Genomic DNA, 16409 nt, shown 5'->3' with positions numbered 1-16409 from the left:
AAAGGCCCATCGCAGCGTTGGATAGGTTTGAAATAGAACCACTATTCCTGCACCTATCCGCCTCGCGCTGGGCCTTTTGGGTCAAATCCCTGCGGGACGGCAAAATGGCTTCCATCTCGAACGGAAATGCGCTTGCAAAGGCAACCAGCCTTCGCGGCGCGCATTTCCGCTCGATATGTTCGCCATTTTGCCGCCTCGATGGTGTGGTTTATGAGTTTACGCCCTAATCGACTTGCCGCAGCCCGTTCGCCATTGCAAGACCGTGGTATGGCTCTGGTCGATACCAAGGATCGCAAAACACATGCGGCACCGCGCCGTCGCGCAGGCCGCCCCTCGATCCACGAGGCGCAGATACTTGAGCGCGCGGTGCTCGACGCGGCGCTCGCGGAATTTCGCGTCCATGGCTATTCCGGGGCCTCGATCGAGCGGATTGCCGCGATGGCAGGGGTCACTCGCAGCGCGGTCTATCGCCGTTACGGCGGCCGACTGGCGCTGTTTCAACTGGTGCTCGATTCGCAGATTGCCCTGTTGCAGCGCCAGGCGGAAGGACTGAACCGCACCGCGACCGATCCGGTCGAAGCGCTGCGGCGGACCGCGCAGGCCTATTGCCGGTTTGTGGTGTCGCCGGTCGCGCTCGATCTGCAACGGATCGTCATCTGGGAGGCCGCCGCATCCGACCTGTCGGCGATACCGCGCGTGCCTGCGCTGCCGATTGACCTGTCCGATCCGATCGACCGTCTGATCGCGCAAGCGCAGGCCTGCGGAAAATTACCGACCGGCCCGGTGGACTTGTGGCGCGATACCTTGCTGCGGCTGGTCGCCGAAGGGCCGCGCTGGCAGGCGCTGACCAGCGGCATGGCGTGGGATGATCGCGCGTTGATGGCGGATTTCGACCGGATGTGGGGGGTGTTCATGACCCTGGCGGAAAACGGCCGAAATGTCTGAAAAAGTGCGTCATTCTTCTGCCGCCACGCTGGAGCGGATACTTGCGGCAGCGCGCGACGCCTTTGCCGAACACGGCTTCGACCGAGCCCGGCTGGACAGCATTGCCAAGGCCGCCGGGGTGACCAAGCAATTGGTCTATCACTATTTCAAGACCAAGGAGGAACTTTACGGCGTCGTGCTGGATCGCGTGTCCGACGAAGTTCGCGCGATGCTCGATGATCCCGACTTTGACCGCATGCCACCGGTCGACGCGGTCGGTGTGCTGATCGAGCGGATCATCCAGGCTTATGTCGAGCGGCCCTATATCATCGGCATGACGATCGATCAGGATCTGCATGGCGGCGAACATATTTCGCGCCGGTCCAAATATATGCCGACCTTGCGCCAGTTTATTGCCGAACGGGTGGCGCCGATGCTGGAACGCGGCAGCGCCGAGGGGGTGTTTCGCCCCGGAATTGATCCGCGGCTGTTCTATTGGTCGATCTTTGCGCTGGCGTCGGCTGCGTTTACCCAGCGCTGGGCCATGTCGCAAAGCAGCGGCATCGATTTCGCGGGCGAACAGGGCATTGCGCTGTGGCGCGAGCATGTCCGCACATTCGCCCTGCAGGCCATTTCTCCACCCGCTTTACCGGGTTAAAAAATCCGCGCTTCCCGTTCGGGCCGGCATCCGTAGCCTGTCCGTCAAGCCGTAAACGGTATTGATGGAGAGGACGAAGATGGCATCCTATCTTGTCGGGGTGGTGACCAAGCATGATCTGGCGCGCTACCAGGACTATGCGATGGCGGGGTATCGCCTGATCGACGGGGTCGAAGTCGAGGTTGCGCTGGCCGAACAGCCAGAGGTGCACGAAGGCGATTTTCCCGGAACATCGATCATCATCATGAAGTTCGCCGACGATGATGCGGCGGCCAGGTGGTACCGCTCCGAAGGGTATCAGGAAGTCATCCCGATCCGCCATGAGGCCGCCGACACGCATTTCGTGATCACGTTTCAGGCCTAGGGGGAGGGGCGCCCATGTCCAAATTCAAACATCTGTTCAGCCCGTTCAGGATCGGCTCGCTTGAGCTGCGCAACCGCGTGTTCATGTCGCCACACGGCATGGTCGGGCTCGGCATCGGCAGCGATGCGCAAGTCGGCTATTTCGAAGCCCGCGCCAAAGGCGGTTGCGGGTTCATGGTAATTGCCAGTTGTCAGGTGGTGGCGGCGCCGCTGGTGCCGCCGGGCTGGTTTATCGAGGCCTATAACCGCGATCATATTCCCGCGATCAGGCGGATCGTCGATGCCGTGCACAAACACGACACCCGCATTGTCGTTCAGGGCGTGTGGATGCAGGCCAATCCCGCGCATGGACAGGCCTCGGGCTTTGCGCCCCACACGGTGCTGAGCGACAGTCAGCCGCGTTCGATGACCGTGCCCGAGATCAAGGATCTGATCGAGGCGCACATCGTTGCTGCCCGGCATGCCGAAGAAGCCGGGGCGGACGGCTTTGAATTTCCCATCGGCGGCGGCGCGGGGCTGCAAAGCTTTACCTCGCCGCTCTACAATCATCGCACCGATGCCTATGGCGGAAGCCTCGAAAACCGCATGCGCATGGTGATGGAAATCATCGACGGCATTCGCGCGCGCTGCCGTCCGGATTTTGTCATCGGTCTGGCGGTCAACGCCGATGATACCACGCTGGGCGGCGACGGGCTGAGCGAAGGGCTGGCGATCTGCAAGCTGCTGTCGGACAGCGGCAAGGTCAATTGGCTGCGCATCACCGCGCGCGGACAAAAGCCGCAAATGACGCATTTCCATTACCCGTCATCGTATATGAGCGAAGGCACCCACGTCTATGCGGCGGCCGAGGTGCGCAAAGTCGTTGATATTCCGGTGGTCAGCGGCGGGCGCATCCTCTCGGCCGCTTATGGTGATCAACTGATCGAAGACGGCAAGCTGGACATGATCTTTGTCGCGCGATCGGTGATTGCCGACCCGGAATGGTCCAACAAGTCGCGCGATGGCCGCAATGCCGAAATCCGCTCGTGTATCGGCGATCTCGAGGGCTGCTTCATGCGTTCGTGCATTGGCCAGCCGGTCGGCTGTACCGTCAATCCCGAAATCGGCAGCGAGCATCTGCCGCCGCTCGTCCCGGTGGCGCGGCCCAGGCGCGTGGTCGTTGCCGGAGGCGGGCCGGCGGGGATGCAGGCGGCGCTGGTCGCGGCGCAGCGCGGCCATAGCGTCACTTTGCTGGAAAAATCGGGACAGCTTGGCGGCCACGTCACCTTGCAGGCCAAATTGCCCGGACTGGAGGATCGCAGCGAAATTGTTCGCTGGCTTACGCTGCAGCTCGGCCAGCACAAAGTCGATATTCGCCTCGATACCGAAGCGACCCCGGCGTTGATCTCCGAACTGGGGGCAGACGCGGTGGTGGTGGCGACCGGCGCGCGCTATGCCCGCAACGGCGTCAGCAAGAACCAGCTGTCCGCGATTCCCGGTGCGGATTACGCGCATGTGCTGACACCGGAGGACCTGCTGCTGGACCATGCGCGAATCGGCAGGCGCATCGTGGTCTATGACAACACGTCCTATGAAGTCGGCCCCGGCATCGCCGAACTGCTGGCCGATCAGGGCAGGGACGTCATCTTCGTCACCATCGACAGCGGCATGGCGATGTCGGTCACCGAAATCGGCATCAACAAAGTGCTGTCGAAACGATTGCTGCCCAAGGTGACATTCATGCCGCAAACCGCGATCGTCAAAATCGATCCCGCCGACGTGACTGTCGAAAATGTTTATACCGGGGAACGGCACGTGATCGCCAATGTCGACAACACCATCCTGATCACATCCAAACCGCCGGAAGAGGCGCTTTTCCACCAGTTGCAGGGCGCTGGTCCGGAATTGCATCTGATCGGCGATGCCCGCGAAGCGCGGTGGAGCGTGTTTGCCACCGACGAGGCGATCAAGGATGGCCGGCGGGCCGGTCTGGCGTTGTAGGCGCCAATCGGCGACAAGGTCGTGGCCGGCACGGTATCCGATCCGCAACATAATTTTTTCCGGGCGGGTCGGCCTGTCAATAGATAGGTGTCGATAGGGGGTCTGGCAGGACAGCAAGATGGTGAGCAAAGTGCTCGGGCCGACGGAACGCACAATGTTCGCGGCAAATATTTGACGGCAAGGCGCTTTGCACCCTGGGCCGCAATTATTGGGAGGGAATGGAATGGGAAATTTCCGCGGGCGCAAGCTGCTATGCACTACGGCGGTTCTGTCGCTAGGACTGATGGCCGGTGCACCTGCCTTTGCCGATACGCCGGCCTCCGGTGCCGCTACTTCCGCGACCGATCAGAATGGAGTCTCCATCGCAGACATCGTCGTCACGGCACGCAGGACCAGCGAGCATCTCCAGACGACGCCGGTTGCCATTACGGCGCTCGATGCAAAGTCACTCGAAAAGAAGCAGATCGCCAGCGTTTTCCAGATTGCCCAAGCCACGCCCAGCCTCTCGGTGCAGTCGGGCGGGACCGGCAATGCCGCGCTGATCTATCTCGCCATTCGCGGCAACGCCCAGAATGCGCCGAACTCGGCCTCGGACGCAGCGGTCGGGATCTATGTCGATGGCGTCTATTACGGGCGACCGATGGTGGGCAATATGGGTCTGCTTGACCTTGCCACCGCCGAAGTGCTGCGCGGCACGCAAGGGACGCTGTTCGGGCGGAACACCACCGGCGGCGCGCTCAACATGACTACGGTCCAGCCGGACGGCACCTTCGGCGGATATGTCCGCGCCACATACGGCAATTACAATCTGGTCTCGGTCGAAGGCGCGGCGACCCTGCCTGTGCAGGGTGATGAACTGTCGCTGCGCGTGGCTGCCCGCTATACCTCGCATGACGCCTATGGCAATGCGCCGTTCGAATCGGTCGGACCGGCCGAATTGAAATACGACGTTTCAGCCCGTGCGACGTTGAAGTATGCGCCGCATGCCATCCCGCTTACCGTGACGATCAGCGGCGATCTTCTGCGCACCAAGGACAGCTATAACGATATTGCGCTGATCGGGGTCAATCCGGCCAGCGGCGCCGCCGCTCTTTACGCCAGCAAGAACCTCACGCAGTATCTCAACAATCCCAACAGCTTCTATACCACCTACAGCCAGATCGTGTCGCCGAACGACACGCCCTATCCGAGCATCAACGATCCGTTCAACGGCAACAAGGCCAACGGTGTCTACGGAACGGTCGTCTATGATCTGGGCGGGGCGAAGATCAAGTCGATCACCGCATACCGCGATTCGGACACGCACGACCGGTCGGATATTTCCGCTACGCCGACCGGAATCATCGGCTACCGCTCAAACTATGTCCAGAAACAGTTCAGCGAGGAACTGCAGGTTTCGGGAAAGACCGACCACCTCGACTGGATCGTCGGGGGCATGTATTTCCACGAGCATGGTACCGAACTGACCACATCGTTCCCGTTCTACGGCACCGATCTGTCAGCGCTGTCGGCGTATTTCGGACCGAACTATGCTGCGGGCCAGATCGCGCCCTCGGCCATGAGCTATGCCGATTTCCACGCCACGTCCAAAGCGCTGTTTGCACAGGTCAACTATCATCTGACCGACAAGCTGCGCGTGACGGCCGGCCTGCGCTATACGTGGGACGATCGGGCGATCAACCGGCACGGTGTCAACAACGTCGAGAACGTGCCGGAATATATCATCACTCCTGTACCGCCGGCATTCGGCTATACCGTCCTTCAGCCCAATACCTGCGCCGTTGGACCCAATGCCGGGGTGGTGAACCAGCCCGGGCTGTGCAACGATCCGCACAGCGCCACGTTCAAGTATCCAGCCTGGACTTTCGGCCTCGACTATCAGCTTGCCCCCGGTGAATTCATCTATGTCAAGACCGGCGGCGCGGCGATGGCCGGTGGCTTCAACACGCGCACTGTGCCGCCGGGTGCAGACTCGTTCCAGCCGGAAAGGGTCAAGGATGTCGAAGCGGGGTTCAAGGGCGATTTCCTCAACCGTCGCCTGCGCACCAACATTGCCGTGTTCTATGACTGGCGCAACAACGCCCAGAATATCATCAATGCCTATTTCGGCGGGGCTTTGACCCAATACACCCAGAATGCCGGCAACATCCGCGCCTATGGCATCGAGTTCGAGGGCACTGCGATTCCGTGGACCGGGTTCGAACTCAATGTGTCCGCTTCGCGCCTTTGGGCGCATTACCAGGCGGGCTCGTTCATCGAACAGGGGCTCAACGGGGCCTACGATGCGAGCGGGCAGCCGGTTGAACAGGCGCCGAAGTACGTGGCCAACATCGGCGGGACCCAGACTTTCCCGATCAGGGGCGGCGAAATCAGGGCCAACGTCAACTATGCCTATACGTCGTCGCGCAACCTCGGCGCGGATACGCCGGACCCGACCAATCCGGCAACCAATGTCGCGACCTACGCCGCATACGCCATTTCCAACCAGTTGGCCACCGTCGGCGGCTATGGCCTGCTCAACGGCAAGCTGGGTGTGGTGTTCGACAATGGCCTCGAAATATCGGTCTGGGGCAAGAACATCGCGCAGACGCATTACTTTTCGAGCGTGTTCAACGGTTATCTGACGTTGGGTACCGCTGTTGGCTTCCAGGGAACGCCGCGTACCTTCGGCGGGACGATCGGTTTCAAATTCTGACGAGACGCCGTTCGGGCAATTCGTATCGACTTGGCCGCCCCTCATGCGGGGGGCGGCCATAGTCTTTTTGACGGGAGCAGATTTTGGCACAGGGCCCACTGGCCGGCATTCGGCTGATCGAAATGGACGCAATCGGCCCGGTGCCGCTGTGCAGCATGATCCTGTCGGGACTTGGCGCGGACGTGATCCGCATCGGGCGCCACGGCGGGCAGTCGGCATGGAGCGATGTCGGCGAAGCGGTATTGCTGCGCGGCCGTCGCAATATCACGCTCAATCTGAAATCGCCCGATGATCGCGACCGCCTGCTGGCTCTGATCGAGCGGGCGGACGGGCTGATCGAAGGCGCGCGCCCGGGCGTGATGGAGCGGCTGGGGCTCGGGCCGCAGGACTGCCTGCAGCGCAATCCGCGTCTCGTCTACGGCCGGATGACCGGTTGGGGACAGGAAGGGCCGCTAAGTCTGACGGCGGGGCACGACATCAATTATATCGCGATGACTGGTGCGCTTCACGCGATCGGGCAGGCGGGGCAAGTGCCGACCGTGCCGCTCAATCTGGTGGGCGATTATGGCGGGGGGACCATGTTCCTCGCGCTCGGCATGGTTTCAGGCCTGCTGTGCGCAAAAACCACCGGGCAGGGGCAGGTCGTCGATGCGGCGATGATCGATGGTGTCGCCACTCTGCTCAGCCTGTTTCACGCGTATCTGGGCACAGGCCGGTGGCAGGATCGACCGGCCTCCAATCTGCTCGACGGATCGGCGCCGTTTTATCGCTGCTATGCCTGCAAGGATGGTGGCCATGTTGCGGTGGGCGCGCTGGAGCCGCAGTTTTTTGCGCTGTTGTTGTCCGGGCTGGACATTCCGGCGGATCGTTATGACCAAAACGATCAGGCGCAATGGCCCGCGATGACTGCCGATTTCTCGGCGGCTTTCCTGCGTGAAACGCGCGATGAATGGGAACGCCGCTTTGCCGGGACCGATGCCTGCGTGTCGCCGGTACTGTCGTTGCGCGAGGCGCAAGTGCATCCCGCCAACACCGCGCGGCACGTGTTTGCAGACCATGCTGGTGTCCCGCAGGCCGCCCCGGCGCCACGGTTTTCGGCGACCCCGGGGCAAGTGAGCGACAGCAGCACGATGATGATCGACGAGGCCATTGCCGACTGGTCGCGCCCTATCGCAGGGTAGGTGTGGACTTGGCTTGGCGTCCGACAGGGAAGCATGCGCTGTCGCGCTTCGCCAGGCGTGCGCGGCAGTCACACTACGATGTCAGGAGTTATCCACCGATGCGCGATGTCTTCATCTATGACCATGTCCGCACCCCGCGCGGACGCGGCCGGCCCGATGGTTCGCTGCACGAAATCCCCGCGATCGAACTGGTCACGCAGCTGTTGCAATCGGTGCAGGCGCGCAGCGACCTCGATACCGCGCTGCTCGACGATGTGGTGATCGGCTGCGCGCAACCGGTGGGTGAACAGGGCGGCGTGCTGGCGCGCGGGGCGGTGCTGAACGCGGGCTATGCCGACACTGTCGGCGGCCAGCAGGTCCACCGCTTTTGCGGATCGGGGCTGGAGGCGGTCAACAATGTGTCGGGGCAGATCGCATCGGGCATGGCGATGGCCGGGATCGGCGGCGGCGTCGAATCGATGAGCCGCACGGTGATGGGCTTTGACAGCGGGGCATGGTGCGCCGACCCGCGCGTGGCGCTGCACAATTATTACACGCCGCAGGGTATCGGGGCGGACCTGATCGCCACGCTCGAAGGCTATAGCCGCACCGATGTCGATGCCTATGCCGCCGAAAGCCAGCGCCGCGCCGCAGTTGCCTGGCAAGAGGGGCGCTTTGCCCGCTCGATCGTGCCGGTGCGCGACGTGCTGGGCGAGGTCATTCTCGACAACGACGAATTTCGCCGGCCGAACACGACCGTCGAATCGCTCGGCGCGCTCAAGCCTGCATTTGCCGGGATGGCGGCGCTGGGCTTTGGCCGGGTGGTGCGCGAACGGTATCCGCAAGTCGAAGAGATAAACCATGTCCACACCGGCGGCAATTCCAGCGGGATCGTCGATGGTGCGGGCGTGGTGCTGCTCGGCAATGCCGAATTCGGGCAGGCCAGCGGGCTGAAGCCGAGGGCGCGGATGCGGTCGTGGGCCTCGATCGGTTCCGAACAGACGATCATGCTGACCGGACCGGTCGCTGTTGCCCAAAAGGCGCTGAAGAACGCGGGTATGACCGCAGGCGAAATCGATTTGTGGGAACTGAACGAGGCCTTCGCCAGCGTCGTGCTGCGTTTCATGGATCACATGGACATCGATCACGCCAAAATCAACGTCAATGGCGGCGCGATAGCTATGGGCCATCCGCTCGGTGCGACCGGGGCGATGATTTTGGGCACTGTGCTCGACGAACTGGAACGGCGCGATCTGAACACCGCCATGACGTTGCTGTGCGTCGGCAATGGCATGGGCACTGCTGCCATCATCGAACGGGTCTGAACTGATGCGACACCTTGCAATCGAAACCGGCGCCGATGGCGTCGCCGTGCTTACGCTCGACAATGCCGTCGAAAGCATGAACGTCGTTTCCGACGACTGGCTTGACGAGATGAACGCCGCCATCGCGCAATTGCGCGACGATGCGGCAGTAACCGGCGTGGTGATTACGTCGGGCAAAAAGGTGTTCATGGCCGGGGCGGACCTGAAGGCGCTGGTCGATGCCTATGGTACGATGACCCCGCATCAGGCCTATGCCTTCAGCCAGAAGGCCACCGCGATGCACCGCGCGCTCGAAACGATGGGCAAGCCGGTGGCTTGCGCGATCAACGGGCTGGCGCTGGGCGGCGGTTTCGAACTGGCGCTGGCGTGCCACTACCGCGTGCTGGCCGATGACCCGAAGGCGGTGGTCGGCCTGCCGGAAGTCAACGTCGGCCTGTTGCCCGGCTCGGGCGGCACGCAACGGCTGGCGCGGTTGATCGGCGCCCAACCCGCGCTCGATCTGCTGCTGACCGGGCGTTCGCTCGCCCCCGCAGAGGCGTTGCAGGCGAAAGTGGTCGATGCGCTTGCGCCCGCCGGCGATGTCGTGGCCGTGGCCAGGGCATGGCTGGCAACCAACCCTTCGCCAGTGCGGATCTGGGATGTAAAAGGCTATGCCGCGCCCGAACAGCGGATGATGATCATTCCCGAAGTGGCGATGGGCTTTTCGGTCGCCACCGCCAAAGTGGTGGACAAGGCCGGCTATAATCTGCCGGCGCCCCCGGCGATCCTGTCGACGGTGTTCGAAGGCATCCAGTTGCCGTTCGACAAAGCGCTGTCGGTCGAAAGCAAGTATTTCGCCAAATTGCTGACCGATCCCGTGGCGCGCAACATCATCCGCACCACGTTCATTTCCAAGCAGGCCGCCGAAAAGGGCGCGCGCCGACCCGCCGGAGTGCCAAAGACCCATTTCACCAAAGTCGGCGTGCTGGGCGCGGGCATGATGGGCGCGGGGATCGCGCTGGTTTCGGCGCGGGCCGGGATCGATGTCGTGCTGATCGACCGTGACACCGCCACCGCCGAAAAGGGCAAGGCCTATAGCGCGAACGCGTTTGCCAGGCAGGTTGCGCGTGGGGGCATGACGCAGGATGCCGCCGATGCGATCCTCGCCCGGATTGCACCGACCGATGATTTCGCGCGGCTTGTCGGTTGCCAGATGGTGATCGAAGCGGTGTTCGAGGACGTCGCAATCAAGGCCGAAACGACGAGACTGGCCGAGGCGGTGCTGGGCTCCGACGCCATTTTCGCCACCAACACGTCGACCCTGCCGATCAGCCAACTGGCCGAAGCCTCGGCGCGCCCCGACCAGTTCATCGGCACGCACTTCTTTTCGCCGGTCGATCGCATGGGGCTGGTCGAAATCATCAAGGGGCAAAAGACGTCACCGGCCACGCTGGCCAAGGCGGTGGATTTCGTTGCACAACTGCGCAAGACGCCGATCGTGGTGCGCGATTCCCGCGGCTTTTACACCAGCCGCGTGTTCCGCATGATGATCTTCGAAGGCGTCGCCATGCTCGAAGAAGGGGTGGAACCCGCACGCATCGAAAACGCCGCACGATCGGTCGGCTTTCCGGTCGGCCCATTGGCGCTGCTCGACGAGGTGACCATGGAACTGCCGGTCAAGATCCTCGACGATGCCGCCGACGCACCGGGCAACACTTATACCATCGAAAAGGGCTATGCCGTGCTCAAGCGGATGATCGCGCTGGGACGCGGCAGCCGCAAGGCCGGTGGCGGGTTTTACGACTATCCCGCAGGCGCGCCCAAGCATTTGTGGCAGGGCTTGGCCGAGGAATTTCCGGTTGCCGGCGAACAGCCCCCGCAAGCCGATCTCAAGGCGCGTTTTCTCTATGCCCAGGCGATCGAGACCGCCCGCTGCATGGAAGAAGGCGTGATCGAAACCGCCGAAGATGGCGATCTGGGCGCGGTCTATGGCTGGGGCTTCCCGGCGTGGACCGGCGGCACGCTCAGCTATATCGATACCGTCGGTATAGCCGGGTTCGTGGCCGAGGCGGATCGCCTGGCGCAATTGTATGGCGCGCGCTTTGCGCCGTCGGCGTGGTTGCGCGACAAGGCGGCGAAGGGCGAAACATTCTATCCCGCGAAGAAGGGTTAAGCAGCAATGCGCCGGGTGATCTTTGAATCCGAACACGAACAGTTCCGCGACTCCGTCCGCCGTTTCATGCAGACCGAAGTCGGCCCCAATGCCGATCGCTGGCGTGCGGCGGGCATGGTCGATCGCGAAACGTACCTCAAGGCCGGGGCGCAAGGCCTGCTGTGCCTGTTTGGCGAAGAGCGGTTCGGCGGCGCGGGGATCGAGGATTTCCGCTTTGACCAGATCGTGATCGAAGAAAACATGCGCCACGGCGACATCGGTTTCTATATCAATCTGCACAGCGATCTGGTCGCGCCCTATATCCACAAGTTGGGCAATGAAGAGCAAAAGGCGCGCTTCATGCCCGGGGTTATTTCGGGCGAGACGATCCTTGCCGTCGCGATGACCGAGCCCTCGACCGGCAGCGATCTGGCAGGCATGAAGACGCGCGCCGTCAAGCGCGGCGATCACTGGATGCTGAACGGCGCCAAGACCTATATCTCGAACGGCATACTGGGCGATGTGGTCGTGGTGGCGGCGCGCACCGATCCCGACCGGCCGCACGGCATCAGCCTGTTCCTGGTCGAACGCGGCATGGCGGGGTTCGAACGCGGGCGCAAACTCGACAAGATGGGGCTCAAGAGCCAGGACACCGCCGAACTGTTTTTCAACGATGTGCAGGTGCCACAGGCCAATCTGCTGGGCGAGGCGGGGCAGGGATTCAAGTACCTTGCACAGATGCTGGCGCAGGAACGGCTGGTCGCCGCGATCGGCTTTATTGCGACGGCGCAGACCGCGTTCGACCTTACACTGACATACGTCAAGGAACGCCGCGCGTTCGGCAAGCCGATCGGCGCGTTTCAGAACACCCGCTTCAAGATGGCGCAGATGCGCGCCGAACTCGACATGGCGCAGACCTGGGTCGATCAATGCGTGCTGCTGCTCAACAGCGGCGAACTGACCGCAGAAGATGCTTCGGCGGCCAAGTTGCTGACCAGCGAACTCGAAGCGCGGGTAATGGACACTTGCGTCCAGTTCCACGGCGGTGCGGGCTATATGGAAGAGTACCGTATCAGTCGCATGTATACCGACGCACGGATCAGCCGGATATTCGCCGGAACCAGCGAAATCATGCTCGAAATCATAGGTCGGGGCTTGGGCCTGGACGAGCGCAAGATGAATTGAATCGCAGTCATGGGCTTCCATCCCTGTCATCGACGAGATATTATTGCCTGAATATCTCCTGGATGATTTCGCGTTTAATCTGCAGTATAGCTCGCTGCCCCGAGATATTTTGAGAACTCGTTTGGCGAGTAGAATTCGCAGCTTGAACCGACAGCCTGCCAAAAGTCTTCGACGGTGCGCGCTTTGGCCTTTCTTGGGTGCGCCTTGAGCTTGGCGAAGGCCATTTCGATGGGGTTGAGGTCTGGGCTGTGGGTGGGATTGACGTGACCGTATGATTTCCATCCAGGAATTATTTGAGTCCGGCCCAAGGCAGGACGGACAGGTGAAGCGGACGCGGTGTACCGGAGAGCAGATTGTCGGCGTAGTGAAGGACGCTGTGGCGGGCACGAAGACCGCCGCGCTTGCGCGCAGGCACGGCATTTTCGAGGCGACCCTATACAACAGGAAGGCCAAATATCGCGGGTTGGAGGTGTCGGAGGCCAGGCGGGGTTGCACGAGAAGCTGCTCGATCCGGCGCATCAGCGCCGCCGGTTCGGCTATCGCCGCCTGCATATCCTGCAGCGGCGCGACGGCATCACGATCAACCGCCAGAAGACCCAGCGGCTCTATCGCGAAAACGGCTCGGCCATGCGACGGCGTAAAGAACGCAAACATGCGATTGGGAGCAGCGCAACGGCACCTGTTTCTGGCACGTCGATTTCGGGCAGGCGGATCGTGCGCGAATTGAACGACCTGATCGTCCGGCGCGGCAAAGATCGTGTGGCATTGCACCACCCCAGACAGGGCGACCCGGAACGCGTTCGTCGAGAGCTTCAACGGACGGATGCGCGACGGGTTGCTCAACGACACGCTATTCACCGGCTTTGCCCATGTCCGCGAGAAGATCGCGGCCTGGAGCGACGATTACAACACCGGGCGGCCGCACTCTTCGCCGGGATACGCCGCCCCGGCGGCATTCGCTGCTCACCCGAAAAAGCAAGGGGCTGCTTCACTTCGCATAGCCGGTGGCTACGCTACGCAGCCCCTTGCTTCACCCACGCTCTCGCGCAACAACGATGCCGGAGTTGTAATCGCGACTGGCTAAGGGGGGAGGTCACGTCATTCCATCAGAATTTGACCGAGAGCTCGCCGCCGATGGTGCGGGGTTCGCCCGGATATGCAGTGTTCAGGCCACTGGAATTGCCCAGTGCGTAGCCCGAGATATAGTACAATTTGTTGGCAACGTTGCGTACATAGACCGCAGCAGAAACGCGGCTGCCCTTGATTTCCTTCCAGTTCAGGCGAAGTCCGACGGTCGAATAGCCGGAAAGTTCCGTGCCCGGCGTAACCGTGCCGTTGGTGCTGGAAAAGAAGGTGTGGGTCTGACCATAATAGTCTGCGCGCAAATCGACCTTGCCCAGGCTTTCGGGGACTGGGAACTTGAAGTCCGCCCCGACCGAAGCTGACACCTTTGGACTGTCGGGATACGTGTCGACCGTTACCGGGCTACCGCCGGGGATCGGCACGAGGCCATCGGTGTATTTGGCATCGGTGTAGGCAAAGTTGAAGTTGAGGTCCAACCAGCTGGTGAGACCGACAGCGCCGTCGACTTCGATACCCTTGGTCACCGATTCGGGGACATTGACGGTAAATCCGGCCGGCTGCCCCCCGACAATTGCGTAAAGCGCATGCTGGGCATGTTTCACGATCACGTCATAAGCTGCAATGTTGAATTGGACCGGCGCGTCGGCAATCCGGCCGTTGAATTTGTAGCCCAGTTCGAAATCGTGGACATATTCGTTGCCGAACGAGTTTGCGCTTGGCGCCACCGTGCCATTGAAATTGCCCGAGCGGAAACTACCGCGCTGTGAAAAATAGACCATATTGTGCGGATCGACCTGGTACTGCACGTTGAATGTCCAGGCCGGTGCCGAAAGGTTTTTGTGTTCCGCAGGGACCGAGCCGCCCGCCAGAAGATTGAACAGGCTGCCATTTTCTTGGGAAATGCCCAGCGATTCCCACGTGTACCGGCCGCCGAGGGTGGCAGACAGCTGGTCAGTGAATTTGTAGGTGCCCTGGGCGTAGATCGCCTTCGAGATTTCCGTGTTGCGATAAGCGTAATCGATGTCCGCAATCGGCGCCGGCAGGCCGAGATCGTTGCCGATCGTGATCGGAATGATTTCGTGCCGGATCTGGCTCGAATAGAATGCCCCGGCAGTGTATTCCAGTTGGCCGCCCGAAAGCTTGCCCTGGATCTGCACTTCGTCGCTGAATGTCGTCGAATGGAATACTTCGCCGCCCGGAGGGGTGCCCGAAAGGCCGGTGGCATTGTTGGGCTCGTTAAACAGCCACAGAGCGCCGAATGGTCCGCCGGCCAGGTTGCCCGGTGTTACCGCATAGCCCTGCATATAGCTGAACAGGTTTTTCAGCTTGGTATCGCTACCCAGATCGACTGTGGTCGTGTTGGATACGAACGTGTTGGTGGCGTAGTGTGGCAGATCGTATTGCAACCAGATCTTGTAGGGATTGGCCCGTGACCACGCGGCATACCCTTCGACTGCGCCGGGGAAGAAGCCGGGCGCGGCGGGGCCGTTGTTGTTGCCATAGATCGCCGCCAGCGTATCGGTCAGGTACCCGCCCGAGGTGTTGGGGGAATGGGTAATGCCGTTGCTGGTGTACTGGCTCGCCGCCCCGCCCTCTGCGGTCGGTGCACTGTTGTAATCCCACAGGTTGCCTTCGCCTTCGGAACCCTTGACGTGGCTGTACTGGACAACGGTCACGTTCTTGACCGAACTGCCCGGCGTGAACACGAACGTGCCGCGCACGGACTGGCTATCCTTGTCGCCAAGAGTGTTGCCGGTATTGACGTTGGTGATGTAGCCATTGCCCCGGGTCGCATCAAAGGCGATCCGTGCGACGAACAGGCCCGGCGCGATCGGCAGATCGATGGCGCCCTGAACCTGATCGAAATCGCGCTGCGCAACGCGCGCAATCAGAAATCCATCGAATTGGTCGCCGGGCATCGGCGTTGAATAGAGCACCGCACCGCCCGTCGCGTTGCGGCCAAACAGCGTGCCCTGGGGCCCCTTGAGTACCTGCACCGATCCCAGATCAAAGAACTGCGTCGCGGTGTTGCCGGGGTTGTACGGCGCTTCGTTGAGATAGGTCAGCACCGCAGGGCTGGTACCCGAAAACGGGTCCAGAGTCTGACCGCGCATGCTGAAGCTGAGCTGGTTGGAATTCTGGCCGTTCTTGACCTGCAGGCCCGGAACGAGCGTGCCGATGTCCTGTTCGCTTGTGATGTTGCGGGTTTTGAGTGCTTCTGCGCCAAACGCGACCACCGAAACGGGAACTTTCGACAGTTTTTCTTCCTTGCGCTGCGCGGTCACGATGATTTCCGTCGTGAGTGCGGGCGACGCCGTGCTGTCACTTTCGGCAAAGGCCGGTGTGGTGACCGCAGCGGAAGCAAATAACGAAATGCCTGCGAGAAGCGAACAGCGCAGTGCCAACGGTTGTTTGCCAGTCATGGTAATAATCCCCTCCGATTCCGGCTTGTTTGAGCTCGGCATCAAATTTCTTTTTGGTTTGTTGGTTTCGGAACCGTCAAAAACAGCCTTCCGATGCCGGGCGATTCGAAAATCTCAATTTTGGCTTTGCACCACCAAGCAGCTTGCAGTTGGGGGTGTCGTCTTGTTTGCCGTCACGTCACGAGCAAGGCCTGCAAGCTGTTGATTTTCTGGCGACACAGTCCCCTTGCTTGGCATCCATCTACTCCCGCTTCGAACTTAAACAAACGTTCGTTAGGTCGATTGGGTAAATCCTTGCGGCGGATTTGTCAAGTGTTCGGCGTGCGCCGGCACTGCCATTGCGCAAAGACAAGCGAATGCCTGATTCTGGAGCGCGGCATTTTTCCCGGAGATCGGCATTTGCTGATTTGGGATTGACCAATTTCGCATCAAATGACGAGAGACGGGAAACGCACGTCGCGCCGCTGCGGCAAAACAGTGCG

Annotated in this window: 11 protein-coding genes and 1 pseudogene; 10 read left to right on the top strand and 2 right to left on the bottom strand. The window is 61.5% G+C overall.

The window, feature by feature from the left end:
- Window positions 1-267 precede the first annotated feature (267 nt).
- From AQZ50_RS12280 to AQZ50_RS20090, 10 genes and pseudogenes are all read left to right on the top strand, one after another.
- Entirely contained in the window at window positions 268-945 is a 678-nt protein-coding gene (locus tag AQZ50_RS12280; RefSeq protein WP_067746767.1) for a TetR/AcrR family transcriptional regulator, read from the top strand.
- On the top strand, window positions 938-1582 hold the full coding sequence (locus AQZ50_RS12275) for a TetR/AcrR family transcriptional regulator (RefSeq protein WP_067746766.1): 645 nt from the start codon (window positions 938-940) through the stop codon (window positions 1580-1582). The genes AQZ50_RS12280 and AQZ50_RS12275 overlap by 8 nt, the downstream gene beginning before the upstream one ends.
- A 79-nt stretch (window positions 1583-1661) precedes the next feature.
- The gene (locus AQZ50_RS12270; protein WP_067746765.1) at window positions 1662-1946 is read left to right on the top strand and encodes a DUF1330 domain-containing protein; all 285 of its coding nucleotides are present in this window, start codon (window positions 1662-1664) and stop codon (window positions 1944-1946) included.
- A 14-nt stretch (window positions 1947-1960) separates the two neighbouring features.
- Window positions 1961-3925 (top strand): oxidoreductase, encoded by a 1965-nt coding sequence (locus AQZ50_RS12265; protein ID WP_067746764.1) that lies wholly within the window; start codon window positions 1961-1963, stop codon window positions 3923-3925.
- A 283-nt stretch (window positions 3926-4208) separates the two neighbouring features.
- Window positions 4209-6620, top strand: a complete 2412-nt coding sequence (locus AQZ50_RS12260) for a TonB-dependent receptor (protein WP_067746763.1) — start codon at window positions 4209-4211, stop codon at window positions 6618-6620.
- 83 nt (window positions 6621-6703) lie between these two features.
- Complete coding sequence (locus AQZ50_RS12255) at window positions 6704-7801, top strand: CaiB/BaiF CoA transferase family protein (protein ID WP_082703618.1); 1098 nt, start codon at window positions 6704-6706, stop codon at window positions 7799-7801.
- 98 nt (window positions 7802-7899) lie between these two features.
- Entirely contained in the window at window positions 7900-9105 is a 1206-nt protein-coding gene (locus AQZ50_RS12250) for an acetyl-CoA C-acetyltransferase (protein WP_067746762.1), read from the top strand.
- A 4-nt stretch (window positions 9106-9109) separates the two neighbouring features.
- Complete coding sequence (locus AQZ50_RS12245) at window positions 9110-11257, top strand: 3-hydroxyacyl-CoA dehydrogenase NAD-binding domain-containing protein (RefSeq protein ID WP_067746761.1); 2148 nt, start codon at window positions 9110-9112, stop codon at window positions 11255-11257.
- Window positions 11258-11263: 6 nt separating this feature from the next.
- Window positions 11264-12421, top strand: coding sequence for an acyl-CoA dehydrogenase family protein (locus AQZ50_RS12240; protein ID WP_067746760.1), 1158 nt, complete (start codon window positions 11264-11266; stop codon window positions 12419-12421).
- A 322-nt stretch (window positions 12422-12743) separates the two neighbouring features.
- Window positions 12744-13505: pseudogene (locus AQZ50_RS20090) on the top strand (integrase core domain-containing protein).
- Between the two features lie 22 nt (window positions 13506-13527).
- On the opposite strand, the gene AQZ50_RS12230 reads toward AQZ50_RS20090, so the two are convergent.
- On the bottom strand, window positions 13528-15927 hold the full coding sequence (locus AQZ50_RS12230; protein ID WP_067746758.1) for a TonB-dependent receptor: 2400 nt from the start codon (window positions 15925-15927) through the stop codon (window positions 13528-13530).
- Window positions 15928-16200: 273 nt separating this feature from the next.
- Window positions 16201-16409, bottom strand: a 209-nt coding sequence (locus AQZ50_RS20965) for a hypothetical protein (RefSeq protein WP_231730259.1), incomplete at its 5' end; no start/stop codon positions are given.

It is taken from the genome of Novosphingobium sp. Fuku2-ISO-50 (assembly GCF_001519055.1).
Taxonomy (GTDB): Bacteria; Pseudomonadota; Alphaproteobacteria; order Sphingomonadales; family Sphingomonadaceae; genus Novosphingobium.
Note: the sequence above shows the minus strand (reverse complement) of the source record. Positions and strands in the feature narration are given on the sequence as shown.

Coding starts and splice junctions, on each gene's coding strand:
- AQZ50_RS12240 (WP_067746760.1), top strand. CDS start 11,264: ATGCGCCGGGTGATCTTTGAATCCGAACACGAACAGTTCCGCGACTCC.
- AQZ50_RS12280 (WP_067746767.1), top strand. CDS start 268: ATGGCTCTGGTCGATACCAAGGATCGCAAAACACATGCGGCACCGCGC.
- AQZ50_RS12260 (WP_067746763.1), top strand. CDS start 4,209: ATGGCCGGTGCACCTGCCTTTGCCGATACGCCGGCCTCCGGTGCCGCT.
- AQZ50_RS12265 (WP_067746764.1), top strand. CDS start 1,961: ATGTCCAAATTCAAACATCTGTTCAGCCCGTTCAGGATCGGCTCGCTT.
- AQZ50_RS12250 (WP_067746762.1), top strand. CDS start 7,900: ATGCGCGATGTCTTCATCTATGACCATGTCCGCACCCCGCGCGGACGC.
- AQZ50_RS12275 (WP_067746766.1), top strand. CDS start 938: ATGTCTGAAAAAGTGCGTCATTCTTCTGCCGCCACGCTGGAGCGGATA.
- AQZ50_RS12270 (WP_067746765.1), top strand. CDS start 1,662: ATGGCATCCTATCTTGTCGGGGTGGTGACCAAGCATGATCTGGCGCGC.
- AQZ50_RS12245 (WP_067746761.1), top strand. CDS start 9,110: ATGCGACACCTTGCAATCGAAACCGGCGCCGATGGCGTCGCCGTGCTT.
- AQZ50_RS12230 (WP_067746758.1), bottom strand. CDS start 15,927: ATGACTGGCAAACAACCGTTGGCACTGCGCTGTTCGCTTCTCGCAGGC.